At 71.2% G+C, this 14690-nt stretch carries 13 protein-coding genes; all 13 read right to left on the reverse strand.

Features of this window, described 5'->3' with window-relative positions; genetic code table 11:
* Positions 1 to 148: 148 nt before the first annotated feature.
* The 13 genes from ACZ4UB_RS20250 to ACZ4UB_RS20310 all read right to left on the reverse strand — a co-directional run bounded on the left by ACZ4UB_RS20250 (position 149) and on the right by ACZ4UB_RS20310 (position 14674).
* On the reverse strand, positions 149 to 1375 hold the full coding sequence (locus ACZ4UB_RS20250) for a DivIVA domain-containing protein (protein ID WP_468071874.1): 1227 nt from the start codon (positions 1373 to 1375) through the stop codon (positions 149 to 151).
* Positions 1376 to 1424: 49 nt separating this feature from the next.
* A complete protein-coding gene (locus tag ACZ4UB_RS20255) occupies positions 1425 to 1721 on the reverse strand; it encodes a YggT family protein (protein ID WP_351038871.1) in 297 nt (98 codons plus the stop codon).
* Positions 1722 to 1805: 84 nt separating this feature from the next.
* Positions 1806 to 2426: a cell division protein SepF gene (locus tag ACZ4UB_RS20260; RefSeq protein ID WP_354383910.1), complete on the reverse strand. Its 621-nt coding sequence runs from the start codon at positions 2424 to 2426 to the stop codon at positions 1806 to 1808.
* Positions 2427 to 2589: 163 nt separating this feature from the next.
* The gene (locus tag ACZ4UB_RS20265) at positions 2590 to 3309 is read right to left on the reverse strand and encodes a YggS family pyridoxal phosphate-dependent enzyme (protein ID WP_468071876.1); all 720 of its coding nucleotides are present in this window, start codon (positions 3307 to 3309) and stop codon (positions 2590 to 2592) included.
* Complete coding sequence (gene pgeF, locus ACZ4UB_RS20270; protein ID WP_468071922.1) at positions 3302 to 4060, reverse strand: peptidoglycan editing factor PgeF; 759 nt, start codon at positions 4058 to 4060, stop codon at positions 3302 to 3304. The genes ACZ4UB_RS20265 and pgeF overlap by 8 nt, the downstream gene beginning before the upstream one ends.
* Positions 4061 to 4077: 17 nt before the next feature.
* On the reverse strand, positions 4078 to 5283 hold the full coding sequence (gene ftsZ / locus ACZ4UB_RS20275; protein ID WP_467965414.1) for a cell division protein FtsZ: 1206 nt from the start codon (positions 5281 to 5283) through the stop codon (positions 4078 to 4080).
* A 277-nt stretch (positions 5284 to 5560) separates the two neighbouring features.
* Positions 5561 to 6421 carry a cell division protein FtsQ/DivIB gene (locus ACZ4UB_RS20280; protein ID WP_468071878.1) on the reverse strand — a complete coding sequence of 287 codons (861 nt, stop codon included), beginning with the start codon at positions 6419 to 6421 and terminating at the stop codon, positions 5561 to 5563.
* Between the two features lie 32 nt (positions 6422 to 6453).
* Positions 6454 to 7548 (reverse strand): undecaprenyldiphospho-muramoylpentapeptide beta-N-acetylglucosaminyltransferase, encoded by a 1095-nt coding sequence (murG, locus tag ACZ4UB_RS20285; protein WP_468071880.1) that lies wholly within the window; start codon positions 7546 to 7548, stop codon positions 6454 to 6456.
* Between the two features lie 6 nt (positions 7549 to 7554).
* The gene (ftsW, locus tag ACZ4UB_RS20290) at positions 7555 to 8925 is read right to left on the reverse strand and encodes a putative lipid II flippase FtsW (RefSeq protein ID WP_468071882.1); all 1371 of its coding nucleotides are present in this window, start codon (positions 8923 to 8925) and stop codon (positions 7555 to 7557) included.
* A gap of 61 nt (positions 8926 to 8986) precedes the next feature.
* Entirely contained in the window at positions 8987 to 10426 is a 1440-nt protein-coding gene (gene murD, locus ACZ4UB_RS20295) for a UDP-N-acetylmuramoyl-L-alanine--D-glutamate ligase (RefSeq protein ID WP_354383904.1), read from the reverse strand.
* Positions 10408 to 11478, reverse strand: coding sequence for a phospho-N-acetylmuramoyl-pentapeptide-transferase (gene mraY / locus ACZ4UB_RS20300; RefSeq protein ID WP_354383903.1), 1071 nt, complete (start codon positions 11476 to 11478; stop codon positions 10408 to 10410). The genes murD and mraY overlap by 19 nt, the downstream gene beginning before the upstream one ends.
* The gene (locus ACZ4UB_RS20305) at positions 11475 to 12899 is read right to left on the reverse strand and encodes a UDP-N-acetylmuramoyl-tripeptide--D-alanyl-D-alanine ligase (protein WP_468071884.1); all 1425 of its coding nucleotides are present in this window, start codon (positions 12897 to 12899) and stop codon (positions 11475 to 11477) included. Before ACZ4UB_RS20305 ends, mraY begins: the two co-directional genes overlap by 4 nt.
* A complete protein-coding gene (locus ACZ4UB_RS20310) occupies positions 12896 to 14674 on the reverse strand; it encodes a UDP-N-acetylmuramoyl-L-alanyl-D-glutamate--2,6-diaminopimelate ligase (RefSeq protein WP_468071886.1) in 1779 nt (592 codons plus the stop codon). Before ACZ4UB_RS20310 ends, ACZ4UB_RS20305 begins: the two co-directional genes overlap by 4 nt.
* Positions 14675 to 14690 lie beyond the last annotated feature (16 nt).

A 14690-nucleotide genomic window follows, 5' to 3' on the forward strand; every position in this document is an offset into this window, starting at 1 on the left:
CAACACAATCCACCCCCCCCGCGCCCCCCGGGGGGGTGAACGTGCCTCCCCCCCCCCCCCCCCCCCCCCCCCCCCCCCCCCCCCCCCCCCCCCCCCCCCCCCCCCCCCCCCCCCCCCCCCCGACCGTCTGCCGACGGGTGAGGCGCGCCTAGTTGTCGTCCTCGTCGATCAGGAAGCCCCGCATCGGCGACGGCGCCTGCTGCATCGGCTGCGGCGCAACCGGCCGCACCGGAGCCATCGGCTGCGTCATCGCGGGAGACATCTGCTGCTGGCCACCGTAGGAGGGGCCACCCATCGGGGACGGACCACCCATCGGGGAGGGACCGCCCATGGGGGACGGACCACCCATGGAGTGCCCCATCGCTCCGGCCGGAGCCATCGACGGCGCCGGCGACGGCGGCAGCGAGGCGGTGGCCGGCGTGCGCGGCGGCGCGAGGGAGTCGTCGGCCTGGGTCTCCAGCTGACGCAGCTGGCTCTCCAGGTAGGACTTCAGACGCGTGCGGTACTCGCGCTCGAAGCCCCGCAGGTCCTCGACCTTGCGCTCCAGCGTGGCGCGGGCGGACTCCAGGGAGCCCATCGCGACGCGGTGCTTCTCCTGCGCGTCCCGCTCCAGCGCGTCGGCCTTGGCACGGGCGTCCCGCTCCAGGCCCTCGGCGCGCGAACGGGCCTCGCCGACGATCTTGTTGGCCTCGGAACGGGCCTCCGCGATCGCCTGGTCGGCGGTCTGCTGCGCCAGGGACAGGACGCGGGCGGCGCTGTCGCCACCGGGGCCCTGCTGCGGGAGCTGCGGCTGCTGCTGCTGGTGCATCGGCTGCATCTGCTGGCCCATGGGCTGCATCTGCTGCCCCATCGGCTGGCCCATCTGCTGCTGCTGCATGGGCTGCATCTGCTGGCCCATCTGCTGCTGCTGCATCTGCTGCTGCTGCATCGGCTGGCCGAGCTGGTTCTGGCCGCCCATGGACTGCTGTCCGGCCATGGGGTGCTGCTGCATGGGGCCACCCATCGGGCCAGGACCCTGCGGTCCGTGACCACCGGGGCCGGCCGGCAGCTGCGGCTGCCCACCCTGCAGCTGGGGCGGACCCATCTGCTGGGGCTGCTGCTGCGGCGGGCCGGATATGGCCGCGGGAACCGGGGCGCCCGGGCCTCGCTGGTCCTGCTGCTCCGGCTTGCGCATGCCCTGCTGCTGCTGGTTCTGCGCGGCGGCACGCGTGGCGGCCGCCAGCTTGGCGCGCAGATCCTCGTTCTCACGGAGCAGGCGCGTCAGTTCGCCTTCGACTTCGTCGAGGAAGGCGTCAACCTCGTCCTCGTCGTAGCCTTCTCGGAGGCGAACGGTCGTGAACTGCTTGTTCCGCACGTCCTCGGGGGTCAGCGGCATCTCTTCTTCACCTCTACGTAGTCGTCGGCAGTCGGCAAGACCGTATCGTTCACACGCTTCTCGCAGCGGTGCTCACGAAACTGATGAGGATGTAAACGATGATCATCAGAACGAAGAAGGACAGGTCGAGTGCCACGCCCCCGAGACGCAACGGCGGGATGAACCGCCGAAGAAGCTTGAGCGGTGGATCGGTGACAGTGTAGGTGGCCTCCAGAACGACCACCATCGCCTTGCCAGGGGCCCACGAAGGGGCGAACTGGAAGACGTAGTCCATGACCAGTCGGAAGATCAGCACGATGAGGAAGCACATCAGCGCGATGTAGACAACCTCCAGAGCCACGCCCATCCCGCGCTTCCCTCTCCCCTTGCTGTCGCTGTCCGGCCTGCCGGCCGGGTCGTCGCCTACGGTCCCGTGTCTTAACTCGTCGGTCTAGCTTTGGTTGAAGAACCCGCCCTCCGCGATGCGGGCCTTGTCCTCCGCCGTGACATCGACGTTAGCAGGCGACAGCAGGAACACCTTCTGTGTCACGCGTTCAATACTGCCGTGCAGACCGAACACGAGACCGGCCGCGAAGTCGACCAGGCGCTTCGCATCGGTGTCGTCCATCTCCGTGAGATTCATGATCACGGGGGTGCCCTCGCGGAAGTGTTCCCCGATGGTACGGGCCTCGTTGTACGTCCGGGGGTGCAGCGTGGTGATGCGGTAGGGCTCCCGCTCGGAGACGACCTTGGGCATGATCACGGGGGCGTTCTTCTCCATGGTGGGGCGTTCAGGTGTGATGGATGCCACGGGTGCAATACGCGGCGATCGTCCGTTTTCTACCGGGATTGCGATGGGTTCGCGCTGCGCCGGCGGCTGTACGACTCGTACCGGTTCGTCCTGTACGGGCGGTTGGTGCGATACGGCCTGCTGCCGGCGGTCCCTGTCGCGGGGACGTTCCGGTTCCGGCTCGGGTTCGAACTCGTCGTCGGGGTCGTACCCCGGGTTGTCGTACCGGTCGTCCTCCACGAGGCCGAGGTAGACCGCCATCTTGCGCATCGCGCCGGCCATTCTCTGAGTCCTCCGCTCTGTGGTGGATCGCCCTGTCGCAGGTGTCGCAGGTGTCGTGTCGCATTGTCACCAAAGTCACCAACTGCCTGCGATCCACGTGGTCTGTCCGCTCATCAGCGGAAATGACCATATTTTCTGCTGTGGTCCGACTTTCTTCGCGACGTTACCCGAGCCGCGGCCTCGCACCGAGTACCGCAGTGCCGACGCGCACATGTGTCGCACCGGCCATGACGGCCTGTTCCAGGTCGGCGCTCATCCCGGCCGAGACCATCGTGGCAGCAGGATGGTCCGCGCGCAGCTGGGATGACAATTCCAGCAACCGCTCGAAGGCGGCCTGTTCGCGGCCCGCGTACGGACCGGCCAGCGGCGCGACCGTCATGAGGCCGTCGATCCGCAGTCCCGGCGCCGCCGCGACGAGCTCCGCCAGTTCCGGCAACAGGTCCGGAGCGGCGCCGCCGCGCTCCCCGCGCTCGCCCGATTCGGCGTCGAGCGCGATCTGTACGAGGCAGCCGAGTTCGCGTCCGGCCTTCACCGCGGCCGCCGAGAGCGCCGGCACCAGCCGGGCCCGGTCGACGGACTGCACGACGTGCGCGTATCCCGCCACCGAACGGACTTTGTTGGTCTGCAACTGACCGACGAAGTGCCAGGTGAGCGGCAGATCCGCGCAGGCCACGGCCTTGGGGGCGGCGTCCTGGTCGCGATTCTCCGCCACATGACGGACCCCCAGGTCCGCCAGCAGTCGTACGTCGCTCGCGGGATACGTCTTGGTGACCACGATGAGGGTCACCTCGTCCCGCTCCCGCCCCGCCGCCGCGCACGCGGTGGAGATGCGTTCCTCCACCCGCTTCAGGTTGGCGGCCAGTTCCGCGCCACGGTCAGTCATCCGTCGATCCCCCACGTTCCGTCCGGGGGGACCCCAACCAGACGTATCCGGCGAGCCGCCCGGTCACCCGGTCGCGGCGGTAAGAGAAGTGGTCCCCGGACTCCAGTGTGCAGACCGGGGAACGCCGGGCGTCCACCACCCCCGCCGCTGCGAGCTGGGCGTGCACCCCGGCGACCACGTCGACGGCGGGGGTCCCCCAGCTGGTTTCGGCGAAGGCCTCCGGCACGATCGCGGCCACCTCGTCCCGCATGGCGGCGGGCACTTCGTAGCACCGACCGCAGACGGCGGGTCCGGTACGGGCCACCATCCGCCCCGGTTCGGCGCCGAGCGAGACCATCGCCGCCACCGCGGCGGGCACCACCCCGGCGACCAGTCCGGGCCGCCCGGCATGGGCGGCGGCCACCACCCCGGCGACGGGGTCGGCCAACAGGACGGGGGTGCAGTCGGCGGTGAGGACCGCGAGGGCGAGCCCCCGACGGGTGGTCACCACCGCGTCCACGGCGGGGACCTCGTGGTCCCCGGCGTCGTCTCCGCCCCACGGACCGTCGACCACCGCGACGTCCCGCCCGTGCACCTGGTTCATCCAGACCACCCGATCCGGGGCGAGGCCCAGGGTCCGCGCGGCGCTCGCCCGGTTGGCCCGCACGACCTCGGGGTCGTCCCCCACCGCCCCGCCGAGGTTGAGCTCCTCATACGGAACGGCGCTCCCCCCGCCCCACCTGTCGGTGAAAGCGAAGTGGGCGCCGCTCACGGTGTGCTGCTCTATCGTCACTTCAAGAAATCCGGGACGTCCAGCTCTTCGGCCGGGCTGTCCTGGTACGGACGGGCCGTCGGGACCTGCGGGGCCACGGGGATCGAGGTCTCGACCGGCGCCGGCTCGACCGGCACCTGCACGTCCTCGCGCGGGGTGACCGAACCGAGTCCGCCGAAGGCCGGACGGACCGGCTCCGCGGCACGGACCGGCGGGGCCGGCTCCTCGCGCTTGGTGGACGCGGCGCCGATGACGTTGTCCCGGCGGGCCGGCGGCTGTCCGCCGTCGAACCCGGCCGCGATGACGGTGACCCGCACCTCGTCGCCGAGCGCGTCGTCGATGACGGCACCGAAGATGATGTTCGCCTCGGGGTGCGCGGCCTCGCTGACCAGCTGGGCCGCCTCGTTGATCTCGAAGAGACCGAGGTCGGATCCACCGGAGATGGAGAGCAGCACGCCGCGGGCTCCGTCGATGGACGCTTCCAGCAGCGGCGAGGAGATCGCCATCTCGGCGGCGGCCACGGCGCGGTCGTCGCCGCGGGCGGAGCCGATGCCCATGAGGGCCGAGCCCGCCTCGGACATCACGGACTTGACGTCCGCGAAGTCGAGGTTGATCAGACCCGGGGTGGTGATGAGGTCGGTGATGCCCTGGACGCCCGAGAGCAGGACCTGGTCCGCCGACTTGAAGGCGTCGAGGACGCTGACCTGCCGGTCCGAGATGGACAGCAGCCGGTCGTTGGGGATGACGATGAGGGTGTCGACCTCTTCGCGGAGTTCGGCGATGCCGTCCTCCGCCTGGTTGGCGCGCCGGCGGCCTTCGAAGGTGAAGGGCCGGGTGACCACACCGATCGTGAGCGCGCCCAGCGAGCGCGCGATGTTGGCGACCACGGGGGCGCCACCGGTACCGGTGCCACCGCCTTCGCCGGCGGTGACGAAGACCATGTCGGCCCCCTTGAGGACCTCCTCGATCTCCTCGCGGTGGTCCTCTGCCGCCTTGCGGCCGACGGCCGGGTTGGCTCCGGCGCCGAGGCCCCGGGTGAGTTCACGGCCGACGTCGAGCTTGACGTCGGCGTCGCTCATCAACAGCGCCTGGGCGTCGGTGTTGATGGCGATGAACTCGACGCCCTTGAGACCGACCTCGATCATTCGGTTGATGGCATTGACACCACCGCCGCCGACACCGATGACCTTGATGACTGCGAGGTAGTTCTGCGGTGCTGCCACGTCGAAGGCCTCTCGCCTCGAGTTACGTGTCGCCGCCTCGCGGGCCTGCGGTGCGACGACTGATGCCGAAAGTGGGACGGTCCAACACGCCGACCCGAACCCTAACCCTGAAGTTTAGGGTTAAGGGTGTGTCTGTTCCCTGGACTCTCCGAACAGGACACTAAGTCGACAAGTGGTGCGCGTTCAACGAACACGCCGAACCTCCCGTTTTTCTTTTCACCCTATGTGATCACCCATATCGCTGGCCAACCAGGGTGCGTCGGTGTTCGACTCGACGTCAACTCCCGGACACCGCAGGGGCCGTGGGCGCGCTCACGTCGAAGTGGTCAGCCTTGGGCACGGCCTTGAGCAGCGCGGTCAGCGCGCGGCCCTTCGCCTCACCCTGTTCGCCGCTCCCCCAGACCACCTCGCGCCCCCGCGTCAGCTCCAGGACGACCGAGTCGTACGAGCCGACCTTGACCAGCAGGGTCTCCCTGGCCACGGCCTTGGGGAGGTCGCCCGCGACGGCCACCGCCTCGCGCAGCAGCCGTTCCTCGTCGAACCGGCGGGCGCTCGGCGACTGTCCGGCGGACAGTTCGAGGACCGGAACGCCCGCGGGTGCTTTCGCCACCGTGTCGAATCGCACACCCGAAGCGTCCACTTCCACGAAGTCCGCGCCCTTTTTGATGAGCAGGACGGGTTTGCGCTCCGTCACTTTCAGTCCGATTCCGTGCGGCCACGACCGCGTGGCCGTCACGGTGTCGACCCGCGGCAGCTTGGCCCGGACCCGGTTCTCGATCTCGTCGGTGTCCACGCCGACGAGCGGCGCCCCGATCGGAACGGCCGCGGCGGCGAGCACCTGTGCGGGAGTGAGCACCTCGGTGCCACCCGCCGTGACCTTCTCGACCCGCAGCCAGCTGGACCCGTACAGGGCCCACGTGCCGCCCGCGCCGAGCAGGACGGCGGCGAGGGCGGCCGCGAGCAGCACCGGGCCCCGGCGCGGGCGCCCCGGCGCGGACCGGGGGCCGCCGGGGCCCCGGAAGGGCGATCTCCACGCCGCCTTCGCCGTCTTGCCGGGCTTGGGCGGTTTGGCGGGCCGGGGCGCCTTGGCCGGTTTCGGGGACTTGACGCCCTTGCGTGCGGTCGTCGCTCCGGCCACTGCGGTGCCTCCTGCGTCGGTGCCTTCCCGGCTCAGCGGGCTCGGTGTGCGGCGATCGCCTCGTAGACCATGCCGACCAACAGATCATCGGCGTCCCGGCGGCCGAACTCCGCCGCGGCGCGCGACATCTCGTACAGACGGTGCGGATCGGCCAGTACCGGGAGGACCTGGCTGAGGATCCACTCGGGCGTCAGTTCCGCGTCGTCGACGAGCAGACCGCCCCCGGCCTTGACCACCGGCTGGGCGTTGAGCCGCTGTTCACCGTTGCCGATCGGCAACGGGACGTAGGCGGCGGGCAGCCCGACGGCGGACAGTTCGGCGACGGTCATCGCACCCGCGCGGCACAGCATCATGTCGGCGGCGGCGTACGCGAGATCCATCCGGTCCACGTACGGTACCGGCACGTAGGGCGGCATACCGGGCATGTTGTCGACACGCGGCACTTCGTTCTTCGGGCCGACCGCGTGCAGGATCTGGATGCCGGAGCGCTGGAGGGTCGGCGCGACCGACTGGACGACCTCGTTGAGCCGGCGCGCGCCCTGCGAGCCGCCGGAGACCAGCAGCGTCGGCAGGTTGGGGTCGAGCCCGAAGGCGGCCCGCGCCTCGGGCCGGACCATGGCCCGGTCCAGGGTCGAGATGGAACGCCGCAGCGGGATCCCGATGTAGCGGGCGTTACGGAGCTTGCTGTCGGGCGTGGAGACCGCGACGGCGGCCGCGTAGCGCGAACCGATCTTGTTGGCGAGGCCCGGCCGGGCATTGGCCTCGTGGACGATGATCGGCACCCCGAGCCGCTTGGCCGCCAGGTAGCCGGGCAGGGCCACGTAGCCGCCGAAGCCGACGACGCAGTCGGCCTTGGTGCGCTCCAGGATCTGCTCGGCGGCCTTGATGGTCCCGCGCAGCCGTCCCGGGACGGTGATCAGCTCCGGGGTGGGCTTGCGGGGCAGCGGTACGGCGGGGATCAGTCCCAGCTCGTAGCCGCGCTCCGGCACCAGGCGGGTCTCAAGGCCCCGTTCCGTTCCGAGGGCGGTGATGCCCACGGAGGGGTCCTGCCTGCGCAGGGCGTCCGCGAGGGCGAGCGCCGGCTCGATGTGGCCGGCGGTCCCCCCACCGGCGAGTACGACATGCACCGAAATTCACCGCTCTCCGGACGGACGCTTCTTGACGCGCCGTCTCATCGATTTCCATCTCAGCCCGGCCCGCTTCCAGCCGAACTTCGGCTGCCGCATCGCGAGCGCCGCGCGCGCCCCGGGCTCCTCCCGCGCGAACGCGACGAGCAATCCCACGGCGAACATCGTCGGCAGCAGGGCGGACCCCCCGTAGGAGAACAGCGGGAGCGGGACCCCGGCGATCGGCAGCAGACCGAGCACCGCACCGATGTTGATCACGGCTTGCGCCGTGATCCAGGTGGTCACGCCTCCCGCGGCAAACCTGACGAAGGAGTCCTCCGTACGTCCGGCCACGCGGATACCCGCATAGCCTAGGGCCGCGAACAGGGCGAGTACCGACAGCGTCCCCGCCAGTCCCAGTTCCTCACCGGTGATGGCAAAGATGAAGTCCGTGTGCGCTTCTGGCAGTTGGCCCCATTTTTCCACGCTCGCACCGAGTCCGGAACCGAACCAACCGCCGGATGCCAAGGCGTAGATTCCGTGCACGGCTTGCCAGCAGAGGTCGTTCTTGCCCGGATCTGTCGCCCCCAGGCACGCGAGGCGGTCCATCCGGTGCGGGCTGGTCCGGATCAGTACCGCGACGATCACACCCGCGAAGGCGAGCACGCCCACGAACATCCTGGTCGGGGCGCCGGCCAACCACAACAGGCCGAAGAGGATGGCGCCCAGGATCATCGCGGTGCCCATGTCGCCACCGAGCATGATCAGCCCGAGCAACAGGAAGGTCACCGGCACCAGTGGCACCAGGAGGTGCTTCCACTGGCTCAGCAGCCCCTTGTCGCCCTTGCGGGCCAGCAGGTCGGCGCCCCACAGGATCAGGGCCAGCTTGCCGAACTCACTGGGCTGGAGCATGAACGGACCGCCAAGGGAGATCCAATTCTGGTTGCCGTTGATCGACACCCCCATCCCCGGGACCTGGACCAGGGCCATCAGGAAGAGCGTTCCGGCGAGGACGGGGTAGGACAGCGCCCGGTGCAGCTTGACGGGCATCCGGGAGGCGGCCAGCAGCAGGACGGCGCCGATGGAGGCGGCCAGGAACTGCTTCTTGAAGAAGTACGAGGCGCCCAGGCCGAGCTGGAGGCCCTTGATCATGGAGGCCGAGTAGACCATCACCAGCCCGAGCACGGTGATCAGCAGGGCGCTGCCGAAGATCAGGTAATACGCGGTGAGCGGACGGTCCCAGGCCCGGCGCAACTGCCGCTGCGTGCGCCGCAGCCCGTCCAGCGAGCCGCGCCCGGGGCCGCGCTTCGTGGCGCTCGGCACGGGCCGTCTACGGCCCTGCGTCTTCGGCTTCGGGGCGGACGGCCGCCGCCCGGGGAGCAGTTGCTTGGCCGGCATGGTGTGATCTTCCCCTCCACTCGTACGAGCAGCCGACCGGAGGGGTCCGACCCCTGCGTCGCTAGGCGCCCGCCGCGGCGAGTTCGCGGACGGCGTCGGCGAACGCGTCCCCGCGCTTGTTGTAGTTCGCGAACATGTCCATCGAGGCGCAGGCGGGTGCCAGCAGGACCGTGTCGCCCGGCTCGGCCAGCCGCGCCGCTTCCCGGACCGCCGCGAGCATCGCCCCAGTGTCGGTCCGTTCCAGCTCGACGACCGGGACCTCGGGGGCGTGTCGCGCCAGCGCGTCGCGGATCAGGGCCCGGTCGGCGCCGATCAGGACGGCGCCGCGCAGCCGCTTCGCGGAGCGGATCACGAGCTCGTCGAAGGTGGCGCCCTTGGCGAGGCCGCCGGCGATCCACACGACCGGCTCGTAGGCCGCCAGGGAGGCCTCGGCGGCGTGCGTGTTGGTCGCCTTGGAGTCGTCGATGTAGGTGACCCCCTCGACGACGTCGACGTGCGCGATGCGGTGCGCGTCGGGGCGGAAGTCGCGCAGGCCGTCGCGGACGGCCCGCGGGGGCACGCCGAAGGCGCGGGCCAGGGCGGCGGCCGCGAGGGCGTTGGCGATGTTGTGCGGGGCCGGCGGGTCGACGTCGGAAACCTCGGCCAGCTCCTGGGCGTTCTTCTGCCGGTTCTCCACGAAGGCGCGGTCGACCAGGATGCCGTCGACGACGCCGAGCATGGAGGGGCCGGGGGCGCCGAGGGTGAAGCCGATGGCGCGGCAGCCCTCTTCGACGTCGGCTTCGACGACGAGGTCCTCGGTGGCCTTGTCGGCGACGTTGTAGACGCAGGCGACGGTGTTGCCCTCGTAGACGCGGCCCTTGTCGGCGGCGTACGCCTCCATGGTGCCGTGCCAGTCGAGGTGGTCGGGGGCCAGGTTCAGCACGGCCGCCGAGTGGGCCCGTACGGAGGGCGCCCAGTGCAGCTGGTAGCTGGAGAGCTCGACGGCGAGCACGTCGAGGTCGCGGTACTCCGGGTCCGCGCCGGTGACCACGTCGATGATCGGGGTGCCGATGTTGCCGACGGCGGCGGTCCGCAGACCGGCGGCGCGCAGGATCGACGCGAGCATCTGGGTCGTGGTGGTCTTGCCGTTGGTGCCGGTGATCGCGAGCCAGGGCGGGGCGTTCTCGCCGCGCAGCTGCCAGGCGATCTCGACGTCGCCGACGACCTCGACCCCGGCCGCCGCGGCGGCCGCGAAGAGCGGGCTGGCGGGCTGCCAGCCGGGCGAGGTGACGACGAGCTCGGTGCCCTCGGGGAGGGTCTCCGCGTCCGCCAGGCGCACGGAGATGCCCGCCGCCTCCAACTCCGCCGCACGGGCCCGGTGGCCCTCGCTGTCGCCGCCGTCCACGACGGTGACGGACGCGCCGAGGCCGGCCAGGGCGCGGGCGGCGCTGATGCCGCTCACGCCGAGGCCGGCGACGGTGATGTTCTTGCCGTTCCAGGCGGTCACTTGTCCGCTGCCCATCCCGCGTAGAAGAGTCCGAGTCCGACGATCACGCACACGCCCTGGATGATCCAGAAGCGGACCACGACAAGGACTTCGGACCACCCCTTGAGTTCGAAGTGGTGCTGGAGCGGCGCCATCCGGAAGACCCGCTTGCCGGTCATCTTGAAGGAGCCGACCTGGATGACCACGGACATGGTGATCAGGACGAAGAGGCCGCCGAGCAGGGCGATCAGGAACTCCGTGCGGGAGCAGATCGCGAGGCCGGCGAGCGCGCCGCCCAGCGCCAGCGAACCGGTGTCGCCCATGAAGATCTTGGCGGGCGAGGTGTTCCACCACAGGAAGCCGAAGCAGGCGCCCATGAGGGCCGAGGCGACGACCGCGAGGTCGAGCGGGTCACGCACCTCGAAGCAGGCGGACGGGTTCGGCAGGGTCTGCGCGTTGGCGCAGGACTCCTGGTACTGCCAGACGCCGATGAAGGTGTAGGCGCCGAAGACCATCACGGCCGCGCCGGTGGCCAGTCCGTCGAGGCCGTCGGTGAGGTTCACGCCGTTGGACATCGCCAGGATCATGAACAGCGCCCAGACCACGAACAGCACCGGCCCGATGGACCAGCCGAAGTCGGTCACGAAGGACAGCCGCTTGGAGGCGGGGGTGAGCCCGCGACCGTCCGCGAACTGGAGGGCGAGCACCGCGAAGGCGATGCCGACGATCAGCTGACCGGCCATCTTGGCCTTGGCCCGCAGACCCAGCGAACGTTGCTTGACGATCTTGATGTAGTCGTCCAGGAAGCCGACGACGCCCATTCCCGCCATCAGGAAGAGCACCAGCAGACCGGAGAAGGTCGGCTGGCTGGACGTGATCACCTTCGTCAGGGCGTACGCGACCAGCGTGGCCAGGATGAAGGAGATGCCGCCCATGGTGGGCGTGCCCTTCTTCCCGGCGTGGCCGCGCGGCCCGTCGTCGCGGATGAACTGGCCGTAACCCTTGCGGGCCAGCCCCTTGATCAGCAGCGGAGTGCCGACGAGAGTCAGGAAGAGCCCGATGACTCCCGCGAACAGGATCTGCCTCATCGACCGGTGACCTCGCCCTCGCGCTCGAGGAGCGCCAGCGCGACCCGCTCCAGTCCGATGGACCTGGACGCCTTCACCAGCACGACGTCTCCCGGGCGCAGTTCACTGCGCAACAGGTCGACCGCCGCCTGCGCGTCGGACACGAGCACCGACTCCTCACCCCACGAACCCTCGTTATATGCGCCCAGTTGCAGCCAGGACGCTTCCCTGCCCCCGACTGCGACGAGCTTGCTCACGTTGAGCCGGACGGCGAGCCGTCCGATCGCGTCGTGCTCGGCGAGCGACTCGTCGCCCAGCTCGGCCATGGGACCGAGCACCGCCCACGTGCGGCCCCCGTTCGCCCGCGCGCCGCCGCCCATCGCGGCAAGTGCGCGCAGGGCGGCCCGCATGGACTCCGGGTTCGCGTTGTAGGCGTCGTTGACGACTGTCACGCCGTCCGCCCGCTCGGTGACCTCCATCCGCCACCGGGACAGCGTGCCCGCCCCGGAGAGCGCGGTGGCGATCTCGGCGACGGACATGCCCAGCACATGGGCGACGGCGGCCGCGGCGAGCGCGTTCGACACGTGGTGCTCACCGTACAGCCGCAAGGTCACTTCGCCGCACCCGGTGGGTGTGTGGAGTGTGAAGGAGGGCTGTCCCGCCGGTGTCATCCGCACCTCGGTGGCGCGTACGTCCGCGTCCTCGGCCTCGCCGAAGAGGACCGTACGGGCCTTCGTACGGGCCGTCATCGCGCGCACGAGGGGGTCGTCGGCGTTCAGGACGGCGACGCCGCCCGCGGCCTCGTCCGGCAGGGACTCGACCAGCTCGCCCTTGGCCTGCGCGATCTGCTCGCGGCCGCCGAACTCGCCGATGTGGGCGGTGCCGACGTTGAGCACCAGGCCGATCCGCGGCGGCGTGAGGCCGGTGAGGTAGGCGATGTGGCCGATGCCGCGCGCGCCCATCTCCAGGACCAGGTGCCGGGTGTCGGCGGTGGCCTTGAGGGCGGTGAGCGGCAGGCCGATCTCGTTGTTGAGGGAGCCCGGGGTCCACACGGTGGGCGCGTGGTGCTGGAGCACCTGGGCGATGAGGTCCTTGGTGGAGGTCTTGCCGGCGGAGCCGGTCAGGGCCACCACGTCGGTGCCCAGGCGCTCGACGACGGTCCGGGCGAGGGCGCCGAGCGCCTTCTCGACGTCGGGTACGACGATCGCGGGCACGCCGACGGGCCGGGCCGCGAGGACGGCCGCCGCGCCCGCGGCGACCGCGCGCTCGGCGTAGTCGTGACCGTCGACGTGCTCGCCGTCGAAGGCGGCGAACAGGCTGCCCGCCTCGACCTGGCGGGAGTCGATGACCACCGGCCCGGTGATGCGTACGGACGGATCCGGTATGTCGTGCGCAAGCCCGCCGGTGATGCCGGCGATCTCGGCGAGGGAGAGGTCGATCACTGGTTCACCTCGGCCTGTCGGGCGGGCGGGGTCTGGTCCGGCGCGGTGGCGCCGTGCGGTGCGCTGCGGTGTGCCTCGATGGCGGCGCGGAGCACCGCGCGGTCGTCGAAGGGCCGTACGACGCCCCCGGTGTCCTGGCCCTGTTCGTGGCCCTTGCCGGCGACGAGGACGGTGTCGCCGGGTGCGGCGCGCGCGACGGCGGCGGCGATGGCCGCCGCCCGGTCGGCGTCGACGAGGACGGTGGCGCGCTCGGCGGGCGGCACGGAGACCGCCCCGTCGAACATCGCGGCGAGGATCGCGAGCGGGTCCTCGGAGCGCGGGTTGTCGGAGGTCAGCAGCGCGGTGTCGGCGTAGCGGGCCGCCGCGGCGCCCATCGGGGCGCGCTTGGTGGTGTCGCGGTCGCCGCCGCAGCCGAGGACGACGTGCAGCTTGCCCTCGGTGACCTCGCGCAGCGCCCGGAGCACCGATTCGACGGCGTCGGTCTTGTGCGCGTAGTCGACGACGGCGAGGTACTGCTGGCCCGCGTCCACGCGCTCCAGGCGGCCCGGGACGCCGGGGACGGCGGCGACGCCGTCGGCGGCGGTCTGCGGGTCGATCCCGGCGGCGGCCAGCGTGACGATCGCGGCGACCGTGTTGGCCACGTTGAACGGGCCGGGCAGCGGGGCGGCGGCCGAGATCCGCTCCCCGTCCGGACCGACGAGGGTCAGGGTGGAGCCGACGGGGCCCGAGACCACGTCCTCGGCGCGCCAGTCGGCGGCCGGGTCGCCCGTGGCCGAGAAGGTCAGCAGCGGGATCGGCGCCTCCTTCGCGAGGCGGCGGCCGTACTCGTCGTCGAGGTTCACCACGCCCAGGCGGGCGCGGCGCTCGGTGAAGAGGCTCGCCTTGGCCTGGAAGTAGTCCTCCATGCCGGAGTGGAACTCCATGTGCTCGGGGCTCAGGTTGTTGAAGACGGCGACGTCGAAGACGCAGCCGTCCACCCGGCCGAGCACCAGGGCGTGGCTGGAGACCTCCATGGCCACGGCCTGGACGCCGCGTTCGCGCATGACCGCGAAGAGCGCCTGCAGGTCGGGGGCCTCGGGGGTGGTGCGCTCCGACTTGATGGCCGTGTCGCCGATCCGCATCTCGACGGTGCCGACGAGTCCGGTCGTCCGCCCGGCCCGCCGCAGCCCGCCCTCGATGAGGTAGGCGGTGGTGGTCTTGCCGGAGGTGCCGGTGATGCCGATCTGGAGCAGGTCCTCGCCGGGACGTCCGTAGATCGTGGCGGCCAGCTCGCCCATCCGGTCGCGCGGGTTCTCGACCATGAGGACCGGCAGTCCGGTGGCGGCGGCGCGGGCGGCTCCCGCCGGGTCCGTCAGGACCGCGGCGGCGCCCAGCTCGGCGGCCTGTGGCGCGAAGTCGGCGCCGTGCAGGCGCGCTCCGGGCAGGGCCGCGTAGACATCGCCGGGGCGCACCGCACGCGAATCGTGCGTGATGCCGGTGATGCCCGTGGGACGGCCGTGCTGGCCGTGACGTCCGGGGCTTCCGGGCGCCTCGGCGGGCACGGGCGTCTCGATGCCGAGCAGCGCGGCCAGATCGCCGAGCGGGGTCGGTCGGACGGCCAGCGGCCGGGGCGCGCCGGGCAGCACTGCCGGGGCGTCTTTCTGGGTGGTTCTGGGCTGATCAGCGTGGGGCACGGCGGTGAGCGTACCGGGCGCGGTGGGCCCGTTGCGAAGCGAGGGCCCGGTCGTGGGGTTCGCGACGGGCCGGTTCCCGGGTTTCGGGGTGATCGTTGTCACTGATGGTGCCTCACGG

Source organism: Streptomyces sp. NPDC028419 (assembly GCF_055565515.1).

Bases quoted from the DNA above. Each gene is read 5' to 3' on its own strand.
- ACZ4UB_RS20255 (WP_351038871.1), bottom strand. From the start codon at position 1,721: ATGGGCGTGGCTCTGGAGGTTGTCTACATCGCGCTGATGTGCTTCCTC.
- mraY (WP_354383903.1), bottom strand. From the start codon at position 11,478: ATGAGGCAGATCCTGTTCGCGGGAGTCATCGGGCTCTTCCTGACTCTC.
- ACZ4UB_RS20265 (WP_468071876.1), bottom strand. From the start codon at position 3,309: ATGACTGACCGTGGCGCGGAACTGGCCGCCAACCTGAAGCGGGTGGAG.
- ACZ4UB_RS20250 (WP_468071874.1), bottom strand. From the start codon at position 1,375: ATGCCGCTGACCCCCGAGGACGTGCGGAACAAGCAGTTCACGACCGTT.
- ftsW (WP_468071882.1), bottom strand. From the start codon at position 8,925: ATGCCGGCCAAGCAACTGCTCCCCGGGCGGCGGCCGTCCGCCCCGAAG.
- ACZ4UB_RS20260 (WP_354383910.1), bottom strand. From the start codon at position 2,426: ATGGCCGGCGCGATGCGCAAGATGGCGGTCTACCTCGGCCTCGTGGAG.
- murD (WP_354383904.1), bottom strand. From the start codon at position 10,426: ATGGGCAGCGGACAAGTGACCGCCTGGAACGGCAAGAACATCACCGTC.